General features: G+C 72.2%; 22 protein-coding genes. 7 read left to right on the top strand and 15 right to left on the bottom strand.

Features of this window, described 5'->3' with window-relative positions; translation table 11 throughout:
- Window positions 1–85 precede the first annotated feature (85 nt).
- The 8 genes from Raf01_RS10330 to Raf01_RS10365 form a co-directional block, all read right to left on the bottom strand.
- Window positions 86–385 (bottom strand): hypothetical protein, encoded by a 300-nt coding sequence (locus Raf01_RS10330; RefSeq protein WP_203917562.1) that lies wholly within the window; start codon window positions 383–385, stop codon window positions 86–88.
- Window positions 386–674: 289 nt separating this feature from the next.
- A complete protein-coding gene (locus Raf01_RS49440) occupies window positions 675–1,643 on the bottom strand; it encodes an ABC transporter ATP-binding protein (protein WP_239133505.1) in 969 nt (322 codons plus the stop codon).
- Between the two features lie 2 nt (window positions 1,644–1,645).
- Window positions 1,646–2,698, bottom strand: coding sequence for an ABC transporter ATP-binding protein (locus tag Raf01_RS49445; protein WP_239133506.1), 1,053 nt, complete (start codon window positions 2,696–2,698; stop codon window positions 1,646–1,648).
- On the bottom strand, window positions 2,691–3,899 hold the full coding sequence (locus Raf01_RS10340) for an anhydro-N-acetylmuramic acid kinase (RefSeq protein WP_203917563.1): 1,209 nt from the start codon (window positions 3,897–3,899) through the stop codon (window positions 2,691–2,693). The genes Raf01_RS49445 and Raf01_RS10340 overlap by 8 nt, the downstream gene beginning before the upstream one ends.
- Window positions 3,896–4,801, bottom strand: coding sequence for an N-acetylmuramic acid 6-phosphate etherase (gene murQ, locus Raf01_RS10345; protein ID WP_203917564.1), 906 nt, complete (start codon window positions 4,799–4,801; stop codon window positions 3,896–3,898). The genes Raf01_RS10340 and murQ overlap by 4 nt, the downstream gene beginning before the upstream one ends.
- Window positions 4,798–5,694 carry an ABC transporter permease gene (locus tag Raf01_RS10350; protein ID WP_203917565.1) on the bottom strand — a complete coding sequence of 299 codons (897 nt, stop codon included), beginning with the start codon at window positions 5,692–5,694 and terminating at the stop codon, window positions 4,798–4,800. The genes murQ and Raf01_RS10350 overlap by 4 nt, the downstream gene beginning before the upstream one ends.
- Window positions 5,691–6,659 carry an ABC transporter permease gene (locus Raf01_RS10355; RefSeq protein ID WP_203917566.1) on the bottom strand — a complete coding sequence of 323 codons (969 nt, stop codon included), beginning with the start codon at window positions 6,657–6,659 and terminating at the stop codon, window positions 5,691–5,693. The genes Raf01_RS10350 and Raf01_RS10355 overlap by 4 nt, the downstream gene beginning before the upstream one ends.
- A 150-nt stretch (window positions 6,660–6,809) precedes the next feature.
- Window positions 6,810–8,360, bottom strand: coding sequence for an ABC transporter substrate-binding protein (locus Raf01_RS10365; RefSeq protein WP_203917568.1), 1,551 nt, complete (start codon window positions 8,358–8,360; stop codon window positions 6,810–6,812).
- Window positions 8,361–8,548: 188 nt separating this feature from the next.
- Between Raf01_RS10365 and Raf01_RS10370 the strand changes: the two genes are divergently transcribed.
- From Raf01_RS10370 to Raf01_RS10390, 5 genes are read left to right on the top strand one after another with little or no spacing between them, the layout of a single operon-like run.
- Window positions 8,549–9,661, top strand: coding sequence for a serine hydrolase domain-containing protein (locus tag Raf01_RS10370; RefSeq protein WP_203917569.1), 1,113 nt, complete (start codon window positions 8,549–8,551; stop codon window positions 9,659–9,661).
- A gap of 13 nt (window positions 9,662–9,674) precedes the next feature.
- Window positions 9,675–10,550 (top strand): MurR/RpiR family transcriptional regulator, encoded by an 876-nt coding sequence (locus tag Raf01_RS10375; RefSeq protein ID WP_239133507.1) that lies wholly within the window; start codon window positions 9,675–9,677, stop codon window positions 10,548–10,550.
- Complete coding sequence (locus tag Raf01_RS10380) at window positions 10,547–11,710, top strand: mandelate racemase/muconate lactonizing enzyme family protein (RefSeq protein ID WP_203917570.1); 1,164 nt, start codon at window positions 10,547–10,549, stop codon at window positions 11,708–11,710. Before Raf01_RS10375 ends, Raf01_RS10380 begins: the two co-directional genes overlap by 4 nt.
- Before the next feature lie 2 nt (window positions 11,711–11,712).
- A complete protein-coding gene (locus tag Raf01_RS10385) occupies window positions 11,713–13,098 on the top strand; it encodes an FAD-binding oxidoreductase (RefSeq protein ID WP_203917571.1) in 1,386 nt (461 codons plus the stop codon).
- Entirely contained in the window at window positions 13,095–14,249 is a 1,155-nt protein-coding gene (locus tag Raf01_RS10390) for a (Fe-S)-binding protein (RefSeq protein WP_203917572.1), read from the top strand. Before Raf01_RS10385 ends, Raf01_RS10390 begins: the two co-directional genes overlap by 4 nt.
- Window positions 14,250–14,276: 27 nt before the next feature.
- Here the strand turns inward: Raf01_RS10390 and Raf01_RS10395 are convergent, their stop codons facing one another.
- From Raf01_RS10395 to Raf01_RS10410, 4 genes are read right to left on the bottom strand one after another with little or no spacing between them, the layout of a single operon-like run.
- Complete coding sequence (locus Raf01_RS10395; RefSeq protein ID WP_203917573.1) at window positions 14,277–15,317, bottom strand: HEAT repeat domain-containing protein; 1,041 nt, start codon at window positions 15,315–15,317, stop codon at window positions 14,277–14,279.
- A 43-nt stretch (window positions 15,318–15,360) separates the two neighbouring features.
- Window positions 15,361–16,029: a class I SAM-dependent methyltransferase gene (locus Raf01_RS10400; protein ID WP_203917574.1), complete on the bottom strand. Its 669-nt coding sequence runs from the start codon at window positions 16,027–16,029 to the stop codon at window positions 15,361–15,363.
- A gap of 20 nt (window positions 16,030–16,049) precedes the next feature.
- Entirely contained in the window at window positions 16,050–17,735 is a 1,686-nt protein-coding gene (locus Raf01_RS10405; protein WP_203917575.1) for an MFS transporter, read from the bottom strand.
- A gap of 50 nt (window positions 17,736–17,785) precedes the next feature.
- Window positions 17,786–18,151 carry a YybH family protein gene (locus tag Raf01_RS10410; RefSeq protein ID WP_203917576.1) on the bottom strand — a complete coding sequence of 122 codons (366 nt, stop codon included), beginning with the start codon at window positions 18,149–18,151 and terminating at the stop codon, window positions 17,786–17,788.
- A gap of 101 nt (window positions 18,152–18,252) precedes the next feature.
- Between Raf01_RS10410 and Raf01_RS10415 the strand changes: the two genes are divergently transcribed.
- Entirely contained in the window at window positions 18,253–19,212 is a 960-nt protein-coding gene (locus Raf01_RS10415) for a LysR family transcriptional regulator (RefSeq protein ID WP_203917577.1), read from the top strand.
- A 177-nt stretch (window positions 19,213–19,389) separates the two neighbouring features.
- On the opposite strand, the gene bioB is transcribed toward Raf01_RS10415, so the two are convergent.
- Window positions 19,390–20,502, bottom strand: coding sequence for a biotin synthase BioB (gene bioB, locus Raf01_RS10420; RefSeq protein ID WP_203917578.1), 1,113 nt, complete (start codon window positions 20,500–20,502; stop codon window positions 19,390–19,392).
- A 171-nt stretch (window positions 20,503–20,673) separates the two neighbouring features.
- Here bioB and Raf01_RS10425 point away from each other — a divergent pair, with 171 nt between their 5' ends.
- The gene (locus Raf01_RS10425) at window positions 20,674–21,276 is read left to right on the top strand and encodes a DUF4291 domain-containing protein (RefSeq protein WP_203917579.1); all 603 of its coding nucleotides are present in this window, start codon (window positions 20,674–20,676) and stop codon (window positions 21,274–21,276) included.
- Window positions 21,277–21,310: 34 nt separating this feature from the next.
- Here the strand turns inward: Raf01_RS10425 and Raf01_RS10430 are convergent, their stop codons facing one another.
- Both Raf01_RS10430 and Raf01_RS10435 read right to left on the bottom strand, forming a co-directional pair.
- Window positions 21,311–22,294 (bottom strand): zinc-dependent alcohol dehydrogenase, encoded by a 984-nt coding sequence (locus Raf01_RS10430; RefSeq protein ID WP_239133508.1) that lies wholly within the window; start codon window positions 22,292–22,294, stop codon window positions 21,311–21,313.
- Window positions 22,295–22,398: 104 nt separating this feature from the next.
- The gene (locus Raf01_RS10435) at window positions 22,399–23,370 is read right to left on the bottom strand and encodes a hypothetical protein (protein WP_203917580.1); all 972 of its coding nucleotides are present in this window, start codon (window positions 23,368–23,370) and stop codon (window positions 22,399–22,401) included.
- Between the last annotated feature and the right edge of the window lie 29 nt (window positions 23,371–23,399).

Here is a 23,399-nt window from a genome sequence, read left to right on the forward strand (position 1 = left end):
GACGGGCTACGACGCTTTCGACCCGCACGAGCGGACCTGTGGATAACTCGGCAAGCCGGATCCGGAGCGCCTTCGGGCGAGGTGGTCAAGCTGGGTTGGCAGCGGTGAGTTCTGCGATATCGAGGAGATCGACGGGCCGGTTGAGTGCGGCCTTGTAGCTCGGCAGGTCCTTCAGGGGGACGATGTGCTCGGCTATCTCGGTGAGGAAGCCGTCAGCGGCGACCAGTGGTGCGTAGAAGTCCAGGTCCACGATGGGACGGCGGTCCCCATAGGCGTGTGCTGCAAGACCACCGACAACCTGGAACGGCACGTGCTGGCGGCGCAGGGCCGAGACGACCCACGTCAGGGCGGTGGCGATGTCACGGTCGTCCGCAAGCGGTCTCATGCTTCGGCTTCTTCCTCATCCACCGGTTGCCGACTGCGCCCACTCCCCCGAGGTCGACCGTCCGACACCGGTCGGGACCGGCAATTCGCACAGTCTATTGATCTGCGAACACCGGACCACATAGAGACAGCCACGGTATGACCGCCGCAGGCCGCGTCGCCGCGACGGCACCGGAGGAGGTGAGCGCAGGCGAGACGATTTCAGGGGCGCCCCTGCCCGGGCAAAGCCGCGCGATGCGCAAGGCACGTGGCGAGCCGGGCATCATCCGGCGCGCCGTCGCCCCGTCCGGTCAGGCGGCCGGCACCGCGGCACGGATCGCGACGTGGCACGCCACGTTGTGGTTCGGGCGCAGCGGCAGCAGCTTCGGATCCGTGCTCAGGCACACATCCTCGGCGAGCGGGCAGCGCGGGTGGAACGGGCAGCCGGACGGCGGGTTGGCCGGGTCCGGTACCTCGCCGACGACCGTTGCCTGGATCGGCTCCGCGAGGCTCGGGTCCGGTACCGGCACCGCGGCGCCCAGCGCCACCGTGTACGGGTGCGCCGAGTCGTCGAGTACGGACTTCCAGTCGCCCTGCTCCACGATCCGGCCCAGGTACATCACCGCGACCCGGTCGCTGATGTGCCGCACCATGGACACGTCGTGGCTGATGAACACGTATGCCAGGCGCAGGTCCCGGCGCAGGTCGTCGAGCAGGTTCATGATTTCCGCCCGTACCGACACGTCCAGCGCGGAGACCGGCTCGTCCAGCAGCAGTACCTTCGGCTCGACCGCCAGCGCCCGGGCGATGCCGACCCGCTGCCGCTGCCCGCCGGACAGCTCGTGCGGGTATCGCTGGGTCAGCCGGGGGTCGAGGCCGACCAGGTCGAGCAGCTCGCCGACTCGGCGCTGCCGGCCCCGGGCGTCACCGGCCAGCCGGTGCACCGCGAGTACCTCGCCGAGGATCGCGCCGATGCGCTGGCGCGGGTTGAGCGACGAGTACGGGTCCTGGAACAGCATCTGGATCCGCCGGCGCTGCTCGCGCAGCGCACCGCCACGCAGCGTGGTGAGGTCGACGCCGTCCAGTTCCACGGTGCCCGACGTCGGATCCTCCAGCCGCACCAGCAGCTTGGCCAGGGTCGACTTGCCGGAACCCGACTCGCCGACGATGCCCAGGGTCTCCCCCTCGGCCAGCTCCAGCGAGACGCCGGCCAGCGCCTGCACCACGCCGTCCCCGCCGCGCACCGGGTACTGCTTCGTCAGATTCGTCGCCCGCAGCATCGCTACCTCCACTCCGCCGGCGGTACGTGGCAGGCGACCCGGGTGGTCGCCGCCTCAACCGCAACAGCCGCGCCACCGCCGGCCGCAGGCTCCGCGACCGCGCCACCGGCCGCTGCGGGCGCCGCAGTGGGGGACACCGGCAGCGTCCGCGGCAGCAGCTCCGGGCGTACGGCGCAGATGTCGCGCGCCTGGGCGCAGCGGGGCCGGAACGGGCAGCCCGTGATGGTCTGGGTCGACGTCGGCGGCCGGCCCGGGATGGTGGCCAGCCGGCCGCGCCCGTCGCTGTTCGGATCGGGCAGCGAGGCGAGCAGGCTGGCCGTGTACGGGTGCTGCGGCGCGGCGAACACCTGCCGGACCGGCGCGTCCTCGACCACGTGGCCGGCGTACATCACCACGACCCGGTCGACCAGCCTGGCCACCACGCCGAGGTCGTGGGTGACCCAGATGGTGGTCATCCCGAGTTCCTGGCGCAGTTCGTCGACGAGCGCCAGGATCTGCTGCTGGATCGTCACGTCCAGCGCGGTGGTCGGCTCGTCGGCGATCAGCAGCTTGGGGCGCATGGCGAGCGCGGAGGCGATCATCACCCGCTGGCGCATGCCGCCGGAGAACTCGTGCGGGTACGCCCGGGCGGTGCGCCGCGGGTCGGGGATGCCGACCCGGGCCAGCAGGTCCAGCATCCGTTCCCGGGCCTGCGCCTTGGCCACCCCGTGCGCGGTCATCGCCTCCATGACCTGCTCGCCGACGCGCATCAGCGGGTTCAGTGAGGTCATCGGGTCCTGGTAGATCATCGCGACCTCGTTGCCGCGGATCTCGCGCAGCTGCCGCTCGTGCAGTCCGGTCAGCTCCCAGCCGGCGAGCCGGACGTGGCCGCCGGAGACCCGCAGCGGCGGGCTGAGCAGACCCATGACCGAGAGCATGGTCAGCGACTTGCCCGACCCGCTCTCCCCCACCACGGCCACGGTCTGCCCAGCCGGTACCGCGAGGTCCACGCCGCGCACGATCTCGTGCGGTCCGGCGGAGACTCTCAGGTCCTCCAGTTCGAGCAGGTCACTCATGTCGCTCTCCGATCAGGCGCAGCGCGGTCGGCGCGACGGCCACCGGTTCGGGCAGCCGCAGCGGTCCCGTACCGGGCACGATCGAGCCGAGGATCCGCCCGCCCGCGGCGCCGGTCGCGCTCGGCGCGTTGCCGGCCAGCCCGTGCGCGGTCTGCCAGCCCACCAGCGCGAAGGCGATCGCCTCCTTGGTCGCGGTCGGCGCGCCGAACTCCGCGGTGGTGGTCAGCCGGACACCGGACAGCCGGGACGCGAGCATCGCCATCAGAGTCGGGTTGTCGCTGCCGCCGCCGGAGACGGCCAGGGTGTCCACGCCGTACCGGCGTACCTCGTCGGCGACCGTCTGCGCGGTCAGCGCGGTGAACGTGGCCACCGCGTCGGCGTCGCCGATGCCCGGGAACAGAGCCAGCGCCTTGTCCACGTAGTCGGCGTTGAACAGCTCCTTGCCGGTGGTCTTCGGGGCGGGCAACGCATAGTACGGCTCGGCGAGTAGCTGCTCCAGAAGTCCACTGTGGACGGTACCGGCAGCGGCCAGCTCGCCGTCGACGTCGTAGCTGCGCCGGCCGCCGCTGAACCGGACGACGGCCGCGTCGATGAGCGCGTTGGCCGGTCCGGTGTCGTAGGCGATCGGGCCGTCCCCGGCGGCGGGCACTCCGGCGGCGCGCACCCCGGCCGCGCGCACCACGGTCATGTTCGCGATGCCGCCCAGGTTGAGCGCGGCCGGGTGGCCGGGCAGCCCTGCCAGGAGCATGCTGTCCATCAGCGCGACGATCGGGGCACCCTGCCCGCCGGCCACGATGTCGCGGATGCGCACGTCGGCGACGACCGGTACGCCGGTCCGCTCGGCGATCCAGGCCGGCTGGCCGATCTGCAGGGTACCCAGGACGCGCTGGCCCTCCGTCCAGTGGTAGACCGTCTGCCCGTGCGAGCAGATCAGATCCACCGGTCCACCCCGCTCGATGGCGTCCGCGGCGACACCGGCGAACGCCTGCCCGATCAGGGTGTCGAGGGCGCACGCCTCGGCGAAGGTCAGCGGCGCCGGGGGCAGCGCGCGCACCAGCCGCTGCCGCAGTTCCGGCGGGTACCCGACGGTGCCGGTGTACCCGACGGTGCCGTGCAGCACCCCGTCGCGTACCTCGAAGTCGACCACGGCGACGTCGACGCCGTCGTGCGAGGTACCCGAGATCATGCCGAGAACCCTCATGACAACTCCTCCAGTGCCTGGCGCAGCCGCCCGTCGCTTTCGGCCAGCCGGCGCGCAGCATCATCCACAGTGGACGATCCGCCGAGCATCATGATGGCTACCTTGACGTCCAGACCGGCGGAGTCCAGGGCCGCCTCGGCGGCCGGGCGCTGCGCCCCGGTCACCCGCTCGATGATGCGCAGCGCGCGGTCCCGCAGCTTCGCGTTGGTCACCCGCAGGTCGACCATGAGGTTGCCGTAGGTCTTGCCGAGCCGCACCATCGCGACGGTGCTCACCATGTTGAGGACGAGCTTCTGCGCGGTGCCGGCCTTGAGCCGGGTGGATCCGGCCAGCACTTCGGGGCCGACCAGTACCTCGATCGGGTACTCCGCCTCGGCCGACAGCGCCGTGTCCCGGTTGCAGGACAGCCCGACGGTCAGCGCGCCGCGTTCGCGGGCGGCCCGTACCGCGGCGAGTACGAACGGGGTACGCCCGCTGGCCGCGATGCCGACCACCGCGTCGGCCGCGGTGACCGCGTGGTCCGGTACGACGGCGGCGCCGGCCACCTCGTCGTCCTCCGCGCCCTCGACCGCGACGCCGAAGGCGTCCCCGCCTCCGGCCATGATCGACTGAACCATCCCCGCCGGTGTGTTGAAGGTCGGCGTCCACTCGGCGGCGTCCAACACGCCCATCCGCCCGGCGCTGCCAGCGCCCACGTACAGCAGCCGGCCGCCGGCCGCGAGGCGTTGGGTGACCGCCTGGATGGCCGGCACGATCTGCGGCAGGGCCTGCCGCACGGCGGCGGGTACCTCGTGGTCGGCCTCGTTCATCAGCCGGGCGAGTTCAGCGACCGAGGCGCTGTCGATCGCCGCGTACCGGTCGTCGACCCGCTCGGTGAGCAACCGTTCCAGTGCCTCGCTCATGAGTTGCGTCCGTTTCTCGGATCGAGGGCGTCGCGTAGCCCGTCGCCGAGCAGGTTGAGCCCGACGACGAAGATGACGATCGCGACACCCGGTGCGGCGAGCGTCCACCACGCGGTGGACGCGAAGACCTTCGCGTCGAAGACCATGGAGCCCAGCGACGGTGCCGGCGGTGGGCTGCCCAGGCCGAGGAAGCTCAGCGACGCCTCGGTGAGTACGGCCCAGGACAGCGACAGGGTGACCTGGACGGTGACGATGGCCGAGATGTTCGGCAGGATGTGCCGGGCCAGGATCCGCCGCGTCGGCAGTCCGACCACCCGGGCGGCCCGGATGAAGTCGGTCTCCCGCAGCGAGAGCACCGGCCCCCGGGTGACCCGGACGAAGATGGGCACGTACACGATCCCGATGGCCAGCGCGATGGTGGCCCAGTTGCGGGTCAGCGTGGTGGCCAGGGTCAGCGCGAGCAGCAGGGGCGGGAAGGCGAACAGCACGTTCGTCACGGCGAGCACCGGACCCCGTACCTTGTTGCCGAAGTACCCGGCGCAGACGCCGGCCAGCGTTCCGACCACCCCGGACAGCGCCACCGCGACCACCGAGACGCGCAGCGAGTTGCCGATGCCGGCCAGCGTACGGGAGAAGATGTCCCGGCCGAACTGGTCGGTGCCCAGCCAGTACCTGCCGGACGGGCCCTGCAGGGCGTCGCGCGGGTGCTGAGCCACCGGGTCGTACGGGGTCAGGCCGGCGATGGCGCAGATCGCGCCGATCAGGATCAGCGCCACGAGCACGGTTCCGATCAGCCCGGCCGGGCTGCGCAGCAGCCTGCGCCAGGCGGCGGTGGTGGCCGGTGGGGCACCGACCGCGACCGTGGTCTCGGCGGGGGTGACAGCAGTGGTCATGACGCACGCACCCTCGGGTCGACGACCCGGTACAGGAAGTCGGTCAGCAGGTTCACCAGCACGAACAGCGTGGCGATGACCAGAACGGTGCTCTGTACCACGGCGTAGTCCTTCTGCTGCATGCCGACCAGTACCTGCTGGCCGATGCCGGGTACCGAGAAGATCTGCTCCACCACGATCGCGCCACCCAGCAGGTACCCGAACTGGATGCCGGTCATCGTGATGATCGGGTTCAGCGCGTTGTGCAGCAGGTGCCGTACCCGCAGCCGCATCGGCGCGACGCCCTTGCCCCGCGCGGTGCGCATGAAGTCGGCGGTGGACACCTCCAGCAGCGAGGTGCGGGCGGTGCGCATGATGGGCGCGGCGAGCCCGAAGCCGAGCACCAGCGCGGGGAACATCATCTGCTGGAGGTTCACGCCCGGGTTGGCGAACAGGTGCTGGAACTCCCCGGCGTTCGGGTTGTAGTGGGCGTACTTGGAGATGAGCGTGAGCAGCGTCGCCGCGATGAGGAAGTTGGGTATCGACAGGGCGAGCAGCCCAATCACCTGGCTGACGCCGTCCCGCGCCCCGTTGGGCCGGGATGCGGACAGCATCGCCAGCGGCACCCCGATCACCAGCCCGACGATGGTGGCCAGGATGGCCAGTTCGATGGTGATCGGCAGCGCCGACTCGGTCATCGCCAGGACGGACTCGCCGGCCCGCTGCGAGTAGCCGAGGTTGCCGGTGAAGATGTCGCCCAGCCAGGAGAAGAACTGCACCGGCAGGGGCTTGTCCAGCCCGTAGTAGTCGCGCAGCGAGGCCAGCTGGTCCGGGCTCAGCGCGGCCGACTCGGTACCCAGTGTGGCGGTGATCTGGTCACCGGGGATGGCCCGCAGCATGGCGAAGACGAGTACGGCCACCCCGAAGAGGGTGAGCACCGCCTCCACCAGCCGGCGCGTCAGCGAGTGGCGTGCGAACCTTCGCACCGCGCTCCTCCTTTGGCTGTCACGAGTCCTGCTGTCACGAGTCCTGCTGTCACGGTTCCTGCTGCCACGAGTCCTGCTGTTACGGGTCTCGTGGTCGCTTGCGGTGGAAGCCGGCCGGGCGGCGAGCGCCGCCCGGCCGGGAACCCGGCGTCAGCCGAGCGAGGTCTTCCACAGGTTGATCAGCGACCCGTTCGGCATCGGGGTGAACCCGGAGACCGACTTGGTCATCGCCGTGTAGTCGTAGCTGGAGAACAGCCAGATCCACGCCGCGTTGTCCACCAGGTTGTTGGAGATCTGGGTGTAGATCTGCTTGCGCTGCGCCGGGTCGGTCGTCGACTTGCCCTGCGCGAACAGCTGGTCCAGCTGCGGCGAGGAGTACCCCGCCACCTTGTTGAGGTTGCCGGTGCTGGTGAAGTACCGGCCGTACATGCCGTCCGGGTCCGGCGAGCCGCCGTTGAGCGCCAGCGCGGCGGTGAAGTTGCCCGCCTTCCAGGCGTCCACGTACGCGGCCGAGTCCAGCGTCTGCAGCTTCAGCGTGATGCCGACTGCCTTCAGCTGGGACTGCAGGTTCTGCGCCTCGTTGACCGAGGTCGCGTACAGGCCGGTGGAGACGATCGTGTTGATCGTCAGGCCATTCGGGAAGCCGGCCTGGCTCAGCAGCGTCTTGGCCTTGGCCACGTCCTGGGTCGCGCACGGCTGCGAGTTCGGGTCGGACTTGAAGGCCGGCGAGGTGATCGGGCCGATCGGCGTACCCTCGCCCAGCGCGGCGGTGTCGATGACCTGCTGCCGGCTGATCGCGCACTGCATGGCCAGCCGCACGTTCAGGTTGTTCAGCGGCGCCTTGCGCGAGTTGAGCTGCAGCGCGTGGTACGCCAGGTCGGGCGTCTTGTTCAGGGTCAGGCCGCTGCCCTGGGCGGTCTTCGCGACCGTCGGGTCGTTCAGCACGGCGAAGTTCACGTTGCCCGACTGCATGGCGGAGACCACCGAGCTCTCGTCGGGGATGATGCGGAACTGAAGCGCCGCGACCTTCGGCTTGCCGCCCCAGTAGTCCGGGTTCGCCTTGAGCGACACGGACTGGTTCGGGGCACGCGTGGTGTACGAGAACGGGCCGGTGCCGTTGGGCTTCTGCGAGACCTGCTGCTCGGTGTTGTCCTTCGACAGCATGGCCAGGTTCACGGTGGCCAGCCCGGCCAGCAGGCCGGCGTCCGGAGTGGACAGATGCAGTACAGCGGTGTTCGCGTCCGGCGCGTCGACCGACTGCACCGAGGCGATGTACGAGGCGGCGACCGCCGCGGTCGCCGGGTCGCGCAACCGGTCCAGCGAGGACTTCACGTCGGCCGAGCTGAACGCCTGCCCGTCCTGGAACTTGACGCCCTGCCGCAGGTGCAGCGTCAGGGTCTTGTTGTCGTCGGAGTACTGCCAGCTGGCCGCCAGCCCGGGCTGCACGTTCATGTTTGTGTCGAGCTGGGTCAGCGTGCCGTAGACCTGCTCCAACATGTGCGCGGCCTGGAACTGCGTGGCCCTCCAGGGGTCGAGCGTGTTGGGGTCGGCGGTGTAGCCGACGACCAGGGTGCCGCCGCCCGCGCCGGACGAGGAATTGCTATTGGAGCCGCTCGAACACGCCGAAGCGAGCAGTCCGGCGGCCGCGACGACCGCCAGGCACCTGCTCACCGGTGAGCTCAACGCGGTGCGGAGCTTCACGATCCTTACCTCCGGACTCTCGCGACCCGTGGGCCGCGACCACTACCCGGCGCCCGGGGCGACCGGTCGGTGCCGGCCGGCTCGAGCGCCCTAGGCGACGAGTATCGGAACTCGCGCCAGTTAGGTCAATAGTTAACGCGAAATTGCTTCCTTGTGTTAGATCTTGCCACGGTGCTACCGTCGGTGCCATGGCCAAGTTGGAGGAACTGCTGGTCAGGGGCCTTACGGCGACTCCGAGACCGTTGTACAGCGGCGCCGTCGGAATCATCCAGGTCCGCGGCCAAGTTGAGCAATTCGCCACAGTCGGACATACGGCTGCCTACGCCGATACGAGCGGAACGCCTATTTCTCCGGAATTCTCCCGCCCGGTCACCGAAGAGACCATCTTCGACCTCGCGTCGATCACCAAGCTGTTCGTCACCACCACCGTGCTGACCCTCGTCGAAGAGGGCGTCCTGAGCCTCGACGAGCCGGTGGCCACCTGGCTGCCCAGCTTCGGCACCGGCGAGCGCACCCAGGTCACCCTGCGCCGGCTGGTCACCCACACCTCGGGGCTGCCCGCGCTGCTGTCGCTGTGGAAAGACTGGCCCGACCGGCAGTCCAGGTTCGACGCCATCCTGAACGCCCCGCTGGTACGCACGCCGGGCACCGGCTTCGAGTACTCCGACATCGGGTACCTGACGGTCGGCCTGCTCGCCGAGCGGGTCACCGGCCGGACCCTGCCGGAGCTGGTACGGGACCGGGTCACCGGACCGCTGGGGATGGTCGACACCGGGTACCTTCCGCCGGCCGCGAAGCTGGACCGGATCGCGGCCACCGAGTACGAGCCGGACGAGCACCGGGGCATGGTGCGCGGCGAGGTACACGACGAGAACTCGTGGTCGCTGGGCGGCGCGGTCGGCCACGCCGGCATCTTCGGCACCGCCGGAGAACTGGTCCGCCTCGCCGAGATGTTGCGCTGCTACGGTGCCCTCGACGGGGTGCGGGTGCTGCGTGAGGAGACGGTCGACCAGATGACGCGTGACCAACTGCCCGCGGGGGTCGACCCGGGCTTCCGCCACGGCCTCGGCCTGCGCATCGACGACCCCTCGTTCATGGGGCCGCTGGCCGGCGGCGGCGCGTTCGGCCACACCGGGTTCACCGGCACCTCGCTGGTGGTGGACCGCGACCGCGAACTGGTGGTCGTGCTGCTCACCAACCGCGTGCACCCGAGCCGCGAGCAGGCCGACATCGGGCCGCTGCGCCGCGACGTGGCGGCGGTCGGGGCCGAGACCACGACCGGGGCGGGAGCCGGTTCATGAATGGGAGATCCCGGTGAGCGACGCGAACATTTTGGTTCGCATCCGGGGCGCGCTGCCCTCGCTGCGGCCGGCCGAGCGGCGCGTCGCCGAGGCGATCCTGGCCGACCCGGCCGCCGCCGCGGAGCTGTCGATCAGCGCCCTGGCCCGGCAGTGCGCCACGTCCGAGACCACCGTGATGCGGCTGTGCCGGTCCCTCGGCATGGAACGCTTCCCCGAGCTGCGCCTGGCGCTGGCCCGCGCGGCCAGCATCCAGGAGGCCCGCTTCGGCGCCGAGGTCCAGATCGACGGCGACATCAGCGCGACCGACAGCCTCGCCGACGTGGTGCGCAAGATCGGGTTCAGCGATGCCCGGGCCATCGAGGACACGACGTCCACATTGGACATCGAGGCGCTGGGCCGGTCCGCCGAGGCGGTGAACCAGGCCCGGCGCATCGACCTGTACGGCGTGGGCGCCAGCGGCTTCGTCTGCCAGGACCTGCACCAGAAGCTGCACCGCATCGGGCTGCTGGCGTTCGCCTGGCCGGATCCAAACGCCGCGCTGACCTCCGCGGCGCTGCTGACCGAGGCGGACGTCGCGGTGGCCATCTCGCACACCGGCACGACCATCGACACCGTCGAGTCGTTGCGGCTGGCCAGTTCCCGGGGTGCCACCACCATCGCCATCACCAACTTCGTCTCCTCGCCGGTCACCGAGCACGCCGACCTGGTGCTGACCACGGCCGCACGGGAGACCACCTTCCGCTCCGGCGCGACCGCCAGCCGCATCGCCCAGCTCGCCGTGGTGGACTGCCTGTTCGTCGCCGTCGCGCAGCGCACCTACGACAGCGCGATGCAGGCACTGGAACTGACCTATGCGGCGGTGCAGGATCGCCGGTATCCTGCACGATGATCACTCACGTACTGACCCACCGGGTCGAGGTGCCGTTACACACCCCGTTCGTCACCGCACTGCGCCGGGCCGACACGGTACGCACGCTGGTCGTCGAGGTGCGCGACGGGGACGGCAACCGCGGCTTCGGCGAGGGCCCGCAGGTACTTCAGGTGACCGGGGCGTCGGTCGAGGGCACCGAGGCATGCGTCGAGCAGCTGCTGGGCCCGCTTCTGATCGGCCGCGACCCGGACGACCTGCTGGCCAACTGCCGCGCGGTGCGCAAGGCGGTCGCCGGCAACGAGGCGGCGAAGGCCGCGCTGGACGTCGCGCTGCACGACCTGGTCGCGCGGCGCCTGGGCGTACCGCTGGTGCGCCTGCTGGGCGGCACGACCTCGCGGGTACCCACCGATGTGACGCTGTCCGCGAACGCGGACCGGGGCACCACGGCGGACCGGGTGGCGGACGGGTTCACCGTGCTCAAGGTGAAGGTCGGCGCCGACCCGGCCACGGACGTCGCCCGGGTACGCGCGGTGCGGGAGGTGGCCGGGCCGGACGTGACCATTCGGGTGGACGCCAACCAGGGCTGGACACCCCGGCAGGCGGTCGACGTCATCCGGGCGCTGCACGCCGAGGCGCTGGACGTGGAACTGGTCGAGCAGCCGGTACCGGCCTGGGACCTGGACGGGATGGCGTGGATACGCGACCGGGTCGACCTGCCGATCCTGGCGGACGAGTCGGTGTTCGGGGTACGCGACCTGATCGAGGTGATCCGCCGGGGTGCCGCCGACCTGGTCAACGTGAAGCTGGCCAAGTGCGGCGGCCTGGCCCCCGGCCGTACCCTGCTGCAGATCGCCGAGGACCACGGCGTCGGCACGATGATCGGCTGCATGATGGAGGGCCCGATCGGGGTGGGCGCGGCGGCCAGTCTCGCCGCGGCGTGCGGCACCACGCTGACCGCCGACCTGGACGCGGCGTGGTGGCTCGCCCGCTCGCCGGTGTTCGGCGGCATCCACTACGACGGTCCGGTCGTGGTGTTGCCGGACGCGCCGGGACTCGGGGTGACCGGTCTCGTCGGCGTCGACGACGCGGCCGGTTCCAGCAACGCGGCGGCTTCTAGCAACGCCGCCGGCTCCGGCGACGCGGCCGGCGCGACGCCGGCCGGCGAGCCGGAGGTGTGAGCATGGCACTGGACACCGCGATCCTGGACCGGCTGCGCGAGATCGTCGGCTCCGAGCACGTCCGCGTCGCTCCCGGTGAGCTGGCCGCGTTCGCCCGGGACGCCACTCCCCTGTTCCACGCGGTACCCGACGCGGTCGTGCACCCCGCCGACACCGCCCAGGTGTCCCGGATCCTCGCGCTGGCCACCGCGGAGAAGATCCCGGTGGTACCGCGCGGTGCCGGCTCCAACCTGTGCGCCGGGGCGGTGGCCCTGCGTGGCGGCATCGTGCTCGTGCTGACCCGGCTCAACCGGATCCTGGAAGTCAGCGCCGACGAACTGCTGGCCCGGGTCGAGCCGGGGGTCAGCACCGCCGCGCTGGCCGACGCGGTCGACGCCGTCGGACTGCTGTACCCGCCGGATCCGGGCAGCCGCACGGTGGCCACCATCGGCGGCAACGTCGCCACGAGCGCGGGCGGGCTGCGTGGCCTCAAGTACGGCGTGACCCGCAACTACGTGCTCGGGCTGACCGCGGTCCTGCCGACCGGCGAGGTGATCCGGACCGGCGGCCGGCTCTGGAAGGACGTCGCCGGGTACGACCTGACCCGCCTCCTCACCGGTTCGGAAGGCACCCTCGCGGTGATCACCGAGGTGACCGTGGCGCTGCTGCCGAAGCCGGCCACCACGCGTACCGGGTTGGCGTACTTCCCCGATCTCGCCGCCGCCGGCCGGGCGGTGTCCCGGGTCCTGCACGGTGGCGTGGTACCGGCGACCCTGGAGTTCCTGGACCGGCGCTGCATCGACGCGGTGGAGCGCTACGCCCACCTGGGCCTGCGGACCGACGCGGGCGCCCTGCTGCTGTTCGGCGACGATGGCGACGAGTCCACAGTGGACGCTCACCTCCGGCACATCGCCGAGGCGTGCACGGCCGAGGGCGCGGTCGAGGTGACCACCGCGAGCGACGCCGCCCAGGCCGAGGCGCTGCTGACCGCGCGGCGCTGTTCGCTGCCGGCGCTGTCCCGGCTGGGCGCGTTGACCATCTTGGAGGACGCCAGCGTGCCCCGCCCGAGACTCGCCGAGATGGTCGAGCGGATCGACGCGATCGCGGAGAAGCACCGGGTGACCGTCGCGACGTTCGGCCACGCCGGGGACGGCAACCTGCACCCCACCTGCGTGCTGCCGGACGCACGGGACACCGACGCCATCGCCCGCGCCGAGGCCGCGTTCGCCGACATCTTCGCCGCCGCGATCGAACTCGGCGGCACCATCACCGGCGAGCACGGCGTCGGGTCGGCCAAGCTGCCGCACCTGGCCGCCCGGCTCGGCGGCGACCAGCTCGCCCTGCTGCGCCGGATCAAGGCGGCATTCGACCCGGCGGGCATCCTCAATCCCGGGAAGCTGGGCTCATGAGCGAGCGACCGCTGGCGGCCGCCGCCGGAGGTGCCACCGGCATCTTCGACCAGGACCTGCTGGACCGATGCATCTCCTGCGGCTTCTGCCTGCCCGCCTGCCCGACCTACAAGCTCACCGGCGACGAGGCGTCCTCACCGCGCGGGCGCATCACCCTGATGCGCGCGCTGGCCACCGGCAGCCTCGACGCCGACGACGCCACGCTGCGCGAGCAGTCGTCATTCTGCCTGGGCTGCCGGGCCTGCGAGCCGGTCTGCCCGGCCGGCGTGCAGTACGGGCAGCTGCTGGAGCAGTGGCGGGTGCACCAGTGGCGCGGGCGGCGCCGCCCGGTACTCGCCCGGTTGCTGACGCTGGCCGCCGGCCGGCGGTGGGCGCTGCGGGTACTGGGCCGGGTCCGCGGGGCCGCGCACTGGCGCCCGGACCGGACCGGCACCGCGTCGCAACCTCCCGCATCACCGGCTGCCGGGTCACCGCCCGCCAGCGCCGGCGCGCCGGCCGGGCCGCAGCTCATGCTCGGCTGCTTCGAGCGCGGCCTGTTCCCCGGTGTCAGCCGGGCCGCGGCCGGCCTGGTACCGGACGCCTGCGTACCCACCGACCAGGGCTGCTGCGGCGCGCTGCACGCGCACAACGGCGACCTCGCCGGCGCCGAGCGGCTCGCCCGTGAGCTGGGTGACGCGCTGCCCGGTCGCATCGTCACCACCTCCGGCGGCTGTGCCGCACACCTGTCCGGGGTGCTCGGCCGGGACCGGGTGGTCGAGCTGTCGGAGTACCTGGCCGGGGGCTCCTTCGGTGAGGTACGGGTCGACGGCCGCCGGGCCCGGGTGGCCCTGCAGGACTCCTGCCACCTGCGCAACGGGATGGACGTGTGGCGGGAGCCGCGGAAGCTGCTGCGCCAGGTCGCCGACTACGTCGAGTTGCCGAGCGCGGCGGCGTGCTGCGGTGCGGCCGGCACGTACGCGCTGCTGCGGCCGAAGGACTCCCGCCGGGTACTCGATCCCAAGCTGGACGAGATCGAGGCCGCCGGCATCGACTACCTGGTGGTGGTGAACCCCGGCTGCCAGCGGCAGCTGATCGGCGGCCTGCGCCGGCGCCGCTCCCGGGTGCGCGTGCTGCACATCGCCGAGTTGCTGGCGATGGCCGGCGAGAGCTGACCGGGCCGGCCCGAACAGCGCGGGCCGTCAGCGCGTCACGTCGGCCGCCGCCAGCCGCGCGGCCAGTTCCGGGTCACCGCCGGCGCGCTCCAGCAACCCCTCGACCGAACAGTGCCCGTCGTACCCTGACCCGCCGCCGGTGACCTCCAGGCACAGGCCGGTCTCGAACCGCTCGCCGTACAGCGCCACGTCCGCGTCCGGCAGGCGTGCGCGCAGGGCGTCGGACAGCTCCTCGGCCAGGCGGTCTCTGCGGGCGCGCAGCACCGGATCGCACTCCCGCAGCGCCTCGGGCACGCCCCGGTCCGCCGGGTCGAACGCCCGCAACAGCGGCAACAGCGCCGGATCGGCCAGGAACGCGGCCGCGTCGAAGCAGAACACGTGCGCCGACTCCTCGGCGAGCAGGCCGGCCAGCAGCGGGACCACCCGCCGGTCCCGGCGCCGGGCCAGCCCCCGGATGCCCTCCTCGCGGGCCTCGCCGTACTCGTCGGTGGTGCGCTCCCACAGCGCCCGGCGCACCGCGTCCCCGTCGGCCGTGCTCTGCCACCCCAACCCGAACGTGGCCCAGTTGCGCACCTCGCGGTCGGGATCTCGGGACAGCGCGATGAGCGCCGCCACCCCGGCGTCGTCGGCCACCTCGCCCATGACCAGCGGCAGGGACACCGCGACCCGGTGCCGGACGTCGGGGTCGGCGTGCCCGGCGAGCGCCACCAGCACGGGCACGCCGCGCGCGTCGGCGGTACCGCCGAGCGCCCGCGCGATGGACCACTGGACGTCGCCGTCGACCTCGGTGGAGGCCAGCGAGATCAGCGCTGTCGCCGCCGGTCCGCGCACCTCCTCGTGCCGCTCGCTGGTGACCCCGAGCAGATCGCAGGCGGTCGCCCGGATGGTCGCGTCGGCGGTCGCATCGGGGGACGCGAGGTGCGCCAGGGCCACCGCCGCGGCATCCCCGCCGGCCTCGGCCGCGCGGTCCAGCACCTCCCACACGGCGTCGTAGTCGTCGGGCCCGGCGACCGCGCGGGACACGTCGACCGCCCGGGCGAACAGCGCGGCGACCTCATCCGCATCCACGGCCGCGATGATGTCACGGCGGGAGCGCCCGGAGCACCGGGATTCAGCGCCGGCGGGCCAGCAGGTACGCGCGTTGGCTCGGGTGCTCAACACCGGCGTACGGCTCGCGATCCAGGCGCGCGGTCAGCTCGAAGCCGGCCCGTACCAGGGCGTCCGACTCCGCCGCCGGGTCGAGGAACCGGAAGTCCAGCCGCACGGCGTGCCCCCACCAGTCGGTGAGCGTCCTCGTGCCGCCGGGCGGGATGTCGGCGTCGCTGGTGTGAAACGCCACCAGGGCGTACCCGCCGGGGCGCAGCACCCGGGCGAACTCCCGGTACGCGGCGGTCCGCTGCCGTTCGTCGCAGTGGATGACCGCGTACAGGCAGACGATGCCGGCCACGGAGCCGGACCGCAGCGGCAGCGCCGTCATGTCCGCCGCGCCGAACGGCAGCGCGGTGCGCCGGTGGGCGACGGCGCACATCGCCGGCGACAGGTCGAGCCCGAACGCCGCGGCCTTCCGCCCGGCCAGGTGCTCCCGCCCGGCCAGGTGCGCCGTCACGTGTCCGGGACCGCAGCCCACATCCAGCACGGGCGCGTCGCCCGGCAGCGTGGCGGCCAGTTCGGCCACGGCGTCGAGCAGCGCCCGGTCCAGCGGCTTGCCGTCCAGTTCGTCGCCGATCTCGGCGGCGTACCGGTCGGCCACCAGGTCGTACCCGCTCCGCGTGTCGTTCACCGTGCCTCCTTCGCGGCACATCATCGCACTGTGGCTGCCTGCCGCTTCCCGGCCGGCCTCTCCCCGGCCGGTTCGGCGGTGACCGCCTCGGGCGCACCGGCCGGCTCTCCCGCCCGGCCCGAGGTCCGGCTCGAACTCCGATCGGGGCGCATCAGGTACAGCACGAGGAACGCGGCCACCACGCCCACCGCGGCGGCCAGCGCGAAGGTACCCCGGACACCGGCGACCGCCGCGGCGCGCACGGCCTCGTCAAGGGCGTGCCGGGCGGCGGCCGGGACGGTACCGCGCAGCGACGGCGCCTGACCACCGGCCACGGCACGGGCCACCCGGGCCGCACCGGCGACGCCGCGACCGGACAGCGATCCGCGGGCACCGACCGTGAACGCGCTGCCCAGCGCCGCGATACCGAACGCGAAGCCGAGCTGCCGGGTGGTGTTGACCGCGCCGGCCGCCATGCCGCCCCGGTTCGCGGGTACCAGCGACATCGACACCGAGCCGAGGATCGGCGTGACCAGCCCGACCCCGACGCCGATGACCGCGAACCCGGGCATCAGCGCCGGCCAGCCCGCCGAGCCGTGGACGAGCAGCGCCACGAGCGCGTCGCCGAGGCCGACGCACAACAGTCCGCCGCCGATGACCCGGTGCGGCGGCGTGCCGTGCAGGCGGCGACCGGCGGTCGCGGAGACCACGAACGACATCACCGACATCGGCAGCCCGGTCAATCCGGCCTCGATCGGGCTGAGGCCGAGTACCGACTGGAGCCAGATGGAGGTGTACGTGAACGCCGCGAACGCGGCGAACGTCATGAGCAGTCCGGCGATCAGCACGCCGACGAATGACCGGTTGCGCAGCAACGCGAGGTCCAGCATGGCGCCGCGGGACCGCGACTCGACCGCGACGAACGCGACCAGCAGCACCGCCGCCAGGCCGAGCGTCCACCAGGTCGCCGCGCTGGACCAGCCGTTCTCGTTCGCCCGGATCAGCGCGTACGTGGCGCACCCGGCCGCGGCCGTGAACGTCAGGATGCCGGGAACGTCGACGCCGCGCCGGCCCATCGCGGGTCGAGAGCCGGCGGGCCCGCCCACAGCCGGCCCGCCCGTCGCGGGACCGCCCGTCGCGGGACCGCCCACAGCCGGGCCGCCCGTCGCCGGCTCGCCCGCGTCGCCGAACACGACCACAGACAGGACGATCGCGACAACGCTCACCGGCAGGTTGACGAAGAAGATCCAGCGCCACGACGCGCCCTGGGTCAGCAGTCCGCCGATGATCGGGCCGACCGCCGCCGAGGCGCCCGACACGGCGCCCCACAGGCCGTAGGCGGTGCCCCGGTCCCGCCCGGAGTACGAGCGGTTGAGCAGGGCGAACGTGGTCGCGAACATCGCCGCCGCCCCGATTCCCTGGACGGTACGGGCGGCGATGAGCGCCGTCGGACCGGGTGCCACTCCGCACGCGAGCGAGGACGCCGCGAACACCACGAGACCGGCGACGTACGCGCGGCGGTGCCCGACGAGGTCGGCCACCGACCCGGTACCGAGCACCAGCGCGGCCAGTGCCAGCGCGTACGCGTCGACGACCCACTGCAGCGACCCGAACGACGCGTGCAGGTCACCGACCATGTCCGGCAGCGCGACGTTCACGATCGTGACGTCGATCAACAGCATGAAGGTTCCGAGGCAGACCGCGAGGAGCGGAAGCCATCTACGCATTGGGTGATTCCCCCGAACTAGATTGTCGACGCGGTAACGCCTCAGGCCGGTCAGGCCGCTGGCGGTGCGAACTCCGGCTGGTCGAGCAGCCGCAGCCAGGTGCCGTCCGGTTGCCGCCGGACCACCTGCGCGCGGGCTCCCACGCCGTCCTTCGGTGCGGTCGAGGTCAACGCGATGTCGCCGCTGACCAGCGTCGGCAGCGGCGTCTCCGGCTCGAATCGGGGCGCGTTCGCCAGCATCTTCTCCACCAGCGCCCGGATCGCCTCGCGCCCGACCGTCTGGCTGCCCGGCGGGTATGCCATCACGGCGTCCTCCTCGTACAGCGCCGCGATCCCGGCCGCGTCGCGGTCGTTGGCCCGCTCCACGAACAGGCGGGTGAGGTCTTCCGGCCGGTGCGCCTTCTCGTACTCCGACATCTCGCGTCCTTCCCTGCGTTTCGGCTTGACACCATCAACCCTGGTTCAGCCGGGCCTAGAAGTCCAACAAATGGTTCTACTCAGAGCTAGAATCTGGGGTTATGGAGCTGAGACAGCTGGAGTACTTCGTCGCGGTCGCCGAGGAGGCCAACTTCACCCGGGCGGCTGAACGCGTGCACATCAGCCAGTCCGGTGTCAGCGCACAGATCCGGCAGCTCGAACGCGAACTCGGCGCCGACCTGATCGACCGCTCGGGCCGGGCCGCCACGCTGACTCCGGCCGGGGTCGCCGCGCTGGACCACGCACGCGCCGCACTCGCGTCGGCGGCCGCGGTGCGCGAGGCGGTCGACGAGGTGAACGGCCTGGTCCGGGGCCGGCTGGTGGTCGGCATGGTCACCGGCTGCACCATCACGGCGCTGTTCGACGCGCTGGCCGCGTTCCATCGCGACCATCCCGGCGTCGAGATCACGCTGTTCGAGGACAATTCGGACCGGCTGATAGAGAGCGTCCGGATCGGCGCGACCGACCTAGCCCTGGTCGGATCCGCCGAGCAGCCGCCCGAGGGGGTGGACGAGTTGCCGATCATCAGCGAGGGGCTGGCCGCCGCCGTACCTCTCGATCATCCGCTGGCCGGGCGCGAGCGGGCGTCGCTGGCCGAGATCTGCGAGCACCCCCTGGTGTGCCTGCCCCGGGGCACCGGGATCCGGGCCGTCTTCGATCAGGCATGCGTTGCCGGAGGCGTCAAGCCGGACATCGCGTTGGAGGCCAGCGCGCCCCCCGCGATCGCGGACCTCGCCACGCGCGGACTCGGTGTCGCCGTCCTCAGCGAGTCCATGGCCGCGGCGCACCACGGCCGGCTGGCCTCGGTCGGCATCGACGGCGTGGACTCGAACGCGGCACTGACCCTGATGTGGCGGGCCAACGCGGGGCCGGCGCTGAAGGCGTTCGTCCGCCACGCCCGGGAGGCGTTCCGCCCGGTGAGGAGCGCGGCGAAGGCCCGCCCGCACCGGGCGGCGACCGCCCGCGGCCGGCGTACCCCCGTGGCGGCCGGCACACCCTGAGTCGAGCCCCTACCCGGCTCGCGAGAAGAACTCGGCGAGCACGGGCGCGGTCACCTCAGCGACGATCTCGTACGTCTGCCCCTCCAGGCTGTGGTGGCGGGCGCCCGGAATGGCGTCCGCCGTCGCCCGCGCCGCAACAGCATCAGCGCACACTCCACGGGCCGGCTGTATCGGCGTTCACGCGTTCGGCGGCAGATCCGTACCGGCGCCCCGGCGGCGTACCCGCACCAGATCGGCGCGAACCGGCGCCGCCGACGGCCCGACCCCGACCGGGACGCCCGCGGCCCGGCGCGCGGCCGGCAGCGTCGACTCCTCGGCACTTTCCACTACAAACCCGGCGTCGGCGATCATGTCGAGGTCGGCCCGGCCGGCCTGGCCCTCACTGGTCAGGTAGTCGCCGAGGAAGATGGCGTTCGCGATGTGCAGCCCCAGCGGCTGGAGCGTGCGCAGGTGCAGTTCCCGGCCACCGGCGATGCGCACCTCGACGTCCGGGAAGACGAACCGCACCATGGCCAGGATCCGCAGGCAACGCTGCGGGGTCAGCTCCCAGCGGCCGGCCATCGGGGTGCCGTCGAAAGGAATGAGGAAGTTCACTGGTACCGAGTCGGGCTCCAGCGCGGCCAGCCCGAAGGCCACGTCGACCAGGTCGTCGTCGGTCTCCCCCATGCCGGCGATCAGCCCGGAGCACGCGGACAGCCCGCCGGCCCGCGCCTTGTCTACTGTGGACACCCGGTCGGCGTACGTGTGGGTGGTGCAGATGTCCGCGTACCGCTCGCCGGCCGTGTTCAGGTTGTGGTTGTACGCGTCGACGCCGGCCTCCCGCAGCCGTCCGGCCTGACCGTCGCCGAGCAGGCCCAGGCAGGCGCACACCTCCACTCCCGGGTGCCGATCCCGAATCGCGGCGATGGTGCGCGCCACCCGGTCGATGTCACCGTCGGTGGGTCCGCGGCCGCTGGCCACCAGGCACACTCGCTTCGCGCCGGCTGCCACGCCCGCACTGGCGGCCTCGGCCGCACGCTCCGGCTGAAGCCAGGTGTAGGACAGCACCCCGGAGCCCGCGCCGAGCCGCTGCGAGCAGTACCCGCAGTCTTCCGGGCATCGCCCGCTCTTCAGGTTGACCAGGTAGTTGAGCTTCACCCGGTCGCCGAAGTAGCGCCGCCGCACCCGGCCGGCCGCGGCCACCACGTCGAGGAGGTCGCCGTCGCCGGTGGCCAGCACCGCCCGCGCCTCGTCCGGAGTCGCCCGTCCACCGCTGCGGGCGCGTTCGACCAGCCCGTCAAGGAGATCCATGCCGGCCATGCTTCCGCAGCCGGAAGGTCGCGCACGACGGGTCGAGCCTCCAACACGAGGCGGGGAACCTTGGAGGCTTTTGACAATTTCACTTGTACGCATTCGACAATCCCCGCCGCAGTCGAGGACGGCGCCACGGCACGGAATGCGGTGGAACGAATGATGTACGGCATGAACGTTCCCGCGCGAGAGATCCGCGCCACCTACTCCGCCGAGTCGATCACCGTGTACCAGGCGTACTCACCGGAGATCGCGGAGCCGGCGCTGGCCGCCGGCCGGTTCGTGCCGCCGTTCAAGCGGGACCGGATGACGTGGGTCAAGCCGTCGTTCCTCTGGATGATGTACCGCTGCGGCTGGGCGTCCAAGCCGGGACAGGAGCGGGTACTCGCGATCGAGATCACGCGCGGCGGGTTCGAGTGGGCACTGGCCCGGGCGGCGCTGAGCCACTACGACCCGGCGCAGCACCGCGACCACCAGGACTGGTCGCAGCGGGTGAAGGACAGTCCGGTACGGATCCAGTGGGACCCCGAGCGGTCGCTCCACCTCGCCGCGCTGCCGTACCGGTCCCTGCAGGTCGGGCTGTCCGGCGAGGCCGTCGACCGGTACGTCGGCGAGTGGACGGTCGCCGTGACCGACGTGACCTCCACGGCACGGGCCATCTACCAACACCTCCGCGTGGGTGACGAGGAAGTGGCCAGGAGCCTGCTGCCCACCGAGCGGCCCTATCCGCTGCCGCCGCGGCTGGCCGCGACCATCGGCGCCAGCACCGAGTGAACCGCGAGGCTCACCGGGAGCGGCCGGCGGCACGTCAGCCGAGGTAGTCCTCGCGCGGGTCGACGAGGATCTTCGGTCCCGGCCCGGCCCCGGCCGGCCGGCGCCCGTCCAGCACCTCGGCCACCTGGCGCAGCCCGACGGTCGCGCCGACCAGCGGCCGGGTCCGCACCGTACCGCCGGCATACTCGGCGATCGTCGCGTCCAACCCGGCCGACGCCGCGAGGATGCCGACCACCGTCACGTCGGCGAGTACCGCGTCGCGCAGGTCCGCCAGGCTCGGCGACTCGGCGACCCCGACCAGCACCAACCGGCCGGTCGGCTCGACGTGACGCAGGGCCAGCTGCGGGACCGTCGAGGCGTTGGAGGTGTCGATGACTGCGTCGTACCTGTGGTCGGGCAGTTCGTCCACCAGCCAGACGCGCGCCGCGCCCAGCTTTCCGGCCAGTTCCAGCCCCACCGGCTCGACGCCCACGACGTCGACGGTCACGCCCCGGGCGACCAGAAACTGCGCCGCCAGCATGCCCAGCGTGCCGGGGCCGAACACGCACGCCGTCGCGCCCGCGCCGAGGTGCGCGGCCTCGACCGCGCGCAGCGCGCAGCCGCCCGGCTCGACCAGTGCGCCGGCCGTGTCGTCGACGCTGTCCGGAAGGGCGCGCAGCGCGGTCGCGGGTACCAGCAGCCGCTCGGCCAGCGCGCCGGGCCAGTTGCCCCTGATCCCGATCTCGTGCCGGTCGTCGCACACGTGGTGGCGGCCGGTACGGCAGCGGTCACACCGGCCGCACCCGAGCATGGTGTCCCCGGTGACCCGCTGCCCCCGCCAGGCCGGGTCGACCCCGGCACCGACCGAACAGACGGTCCCGACCCATTCGTGCCCCGGGATCATCGGTGCCGTCTGGGCGCCGCTGCGCAGGTACGGCATGGTCCCGGCGAACAGCTCGACGTCGGTGCCGCACAGGCCCACCCGCGCCACCTCGACGACGACCTGTCCGGGACCGACCACCGGGGGGTCGACATCCACCACTGCCCCATCGCGGGGGCCACGAATCAGGAACGCGCGCACGGCCGATTCTCTCACCGGGCCACCGGGCCACCAGGCCACCAGGCCACCAGGCCACCAGGCCGTCAGTGGAAGTTCACGTTGCGCAGCCGCGCCTTGTAGAACTCGGCGCCGTAGGACAGGCCCCGGGTGAACGAGGCCGCGCCGGTGGCGTCGAAGAACTGGACGTTCGGGTTGACCCAGTTCCGGGTGTCGCCGTGGTATGTCGAGCCGGTCGCCTGTACCCAGAACGCCTCACCCGAGACGTCCCGCGAGTACGACTTCACACCGACGGTGGCGGACAGCTGGGTCACCGCGTGGGTGCTCTTGCTGATCGTGAGTACCCGTGTTCCGTCGCTGGCCAGCAACAGGTCGGGATCCGTGTAGCAGGCGTCCAGGCTGTGCCCGTGGCTGGTCGAGCCGATGGAGATGGTGGTGTTCACCGCGAGCCGGGTGGCGCGGTAGGTCCCGCTGACCGTGAACGCCTTGACGTACCCGTCGCCGATCGCCCACACCATGCCGGTGACGTCGTCGTACCAGACTCCGTGCACGGCCGGGAACGCGATGGTCTGTACCAGCGCCAGCGTGCTCGGGTCACTGATCGCGGTCGGCCCGTACAGGTAGAGGTGCCCGCCGGTCGTCGCGACCACGATGGCGCCGATGTTCGGGATGCGCTCGATGGCGTGCGGGTTGCCACCCGGCGTCGCCGACCACAGCACGTCGTTCAGCTCCTGCTCGACCTCGTCGGTCACGTTGACGATGCCGGCCTTGCCGCCGGACGCGGTCACCAGCGCCACCTCGCCGAACGCCGACGTGTTGCGGAACTTCACGTCGGACAGGTTCGACCAGGCTCCGGCGCCCGGCGAGAAGCTCCACTTCAGGGTGCTCGGGCTCCAGTCCGAATCCGACGGGTACACCTGGATCTGGTTCTTGTACTGCTCGCACACCGCGACGTCGTAGCTCGCCGCGGCGTGGCCGGCCGCCTGCCCGAGCAGCGCCGCCGCGGGTACGCCGAGCGCCGCCGCGGCACCGGTCTTCAGCACAGTCCTTCGACGCATGGAAACCTCCCGATCACAAGGGGTGCCGG

Origin of the sequence: Rugosimonospora africana, from assembly GCF_016862975.1 — a bacterium.
Taxonomy (GTDB): Bacteria; Actinomycetota; Actinomycetes; order Mycobacteriales; family Micromonosporaceae; genus Rugosimonospora; species Rugosimonospora africana.

Excerpts from the sequence above, each read along its gene's own strand:
- Raf01_RS10330 (WP_203917562.1), bottom strand. The coding sequence starts at position 385 with ATGAGACCGCTTGCGGACGACCGTGACATCGCCACCGCCCTGACGTGG.
- Raf01_RS49440 (WP_239133505.1), bottom strand. The coding sequence starts at position 1,643 with ATGCTGCGGGCGACGAATCTGACGAAGCAGTACCCGGTGCGCGGCGGG.
- Raf01_RS49445 (WP_239133506.1), bottom strand. The coding sequence starts at position 2,698 with ATGAGTGACCTGCTCGAACTGGAGGACCTGAGAGTCTCCGCCGGACCG.
- Raf01_RS10340 (WP_203917563.1), bottom strand. The coding sequence starts at position 3,899 with ATGAGGGTTCTCGGCATGATCTCGGGTACCTCGCACGACGGCGTCGAC.
- murQ (WP_203917564.1), bottom strand. The coding sequence starts at position 4,801 with ATGAGCGAGGCACTGGAACGGTTGCTCACCGAGCGGGTCGACGACCGG.
- Raf01_RS10350 (WP_203917565.1), bottom strand. The coding sequence starts at position 5,694 with ATGACCACTGCTGTCACCCCCGCCGAGACCACGGTCGCGGTCGGTGCC.
- Raf01_RS10370 (WP_203917569.1), top strand. The coding sequence starts at position 8,549 with ATGGCCAAGTTGGAGGAACTGCTGGTCAGGGGCCTTACGGCGACTCCG.
- Raf01_RS10380 (WP_203917570.1), top strand. The coding sequence starts at position 10,547 with ATGATCACTCACGTACTGACCCACCGGGTCGAGGTGCCGTTACACACC.
- Raf01_RS10385 (WP_203917571.1), top strand. The coding sequence starts at position 11,713 with ATGGCACTGGACACCGCGATCCTGGACCGGCTGCGCGAGATCGTCGGC.
- Raf01_RS10390 (WP_203917572.1), top strand. The coding sequence starts at position 13,095 with ATGAGCGAGCGACCGCTGGCGGCCGCCGCCGGAGGTGCCACCGGCATC.
- Raf01_RS10405 (WP_203917575.1), bottom strand. The coding sequence starts at position 17,735 with ATGCGTAGATGGCTTCCGCTCCTCGCGGTCTGCCTCGGAACCTTCATG.
- Raf01_RS10410 (WP_203917576.1), bottom strand. The coding sequence starts at position 18,151 with ATGTCGGAGTACGAGAAGGCGCACCGGCCGGAAGACCTCACCCGCCTG.
- Raf01_RS10415 (WP_203917577.1), top strand. The coding sequence starts at position 18,253 with ATGGAGCTGAGACAGCTGGAGTACTTCGTCGCGGTCGCCGAGGAGGCC.
- bioB (WP_203917578.1), bottom strand. The coding sequence starts at position 20,502 with ATGGATCTCCTTGACGGGCTGGTCGAACGCGCCCGCAGCGGTGGACGG.
- Raf01_RS10425 (WP_203917579.1), top strand. The coding sequence starts at position 20,674 with ATGAACGTTCCCGCGCGAGAGATCCGCGCCACCTACTCCGCCGAGTCG.
- Raf01_RS10435 (WP_203917580.1), bottom strand. The coding sequence starts at position 23,370 with ATGCGTCGAAGGACTGTGCTGAAGACCGGTGCCGCGGCGGCGCTCGGC.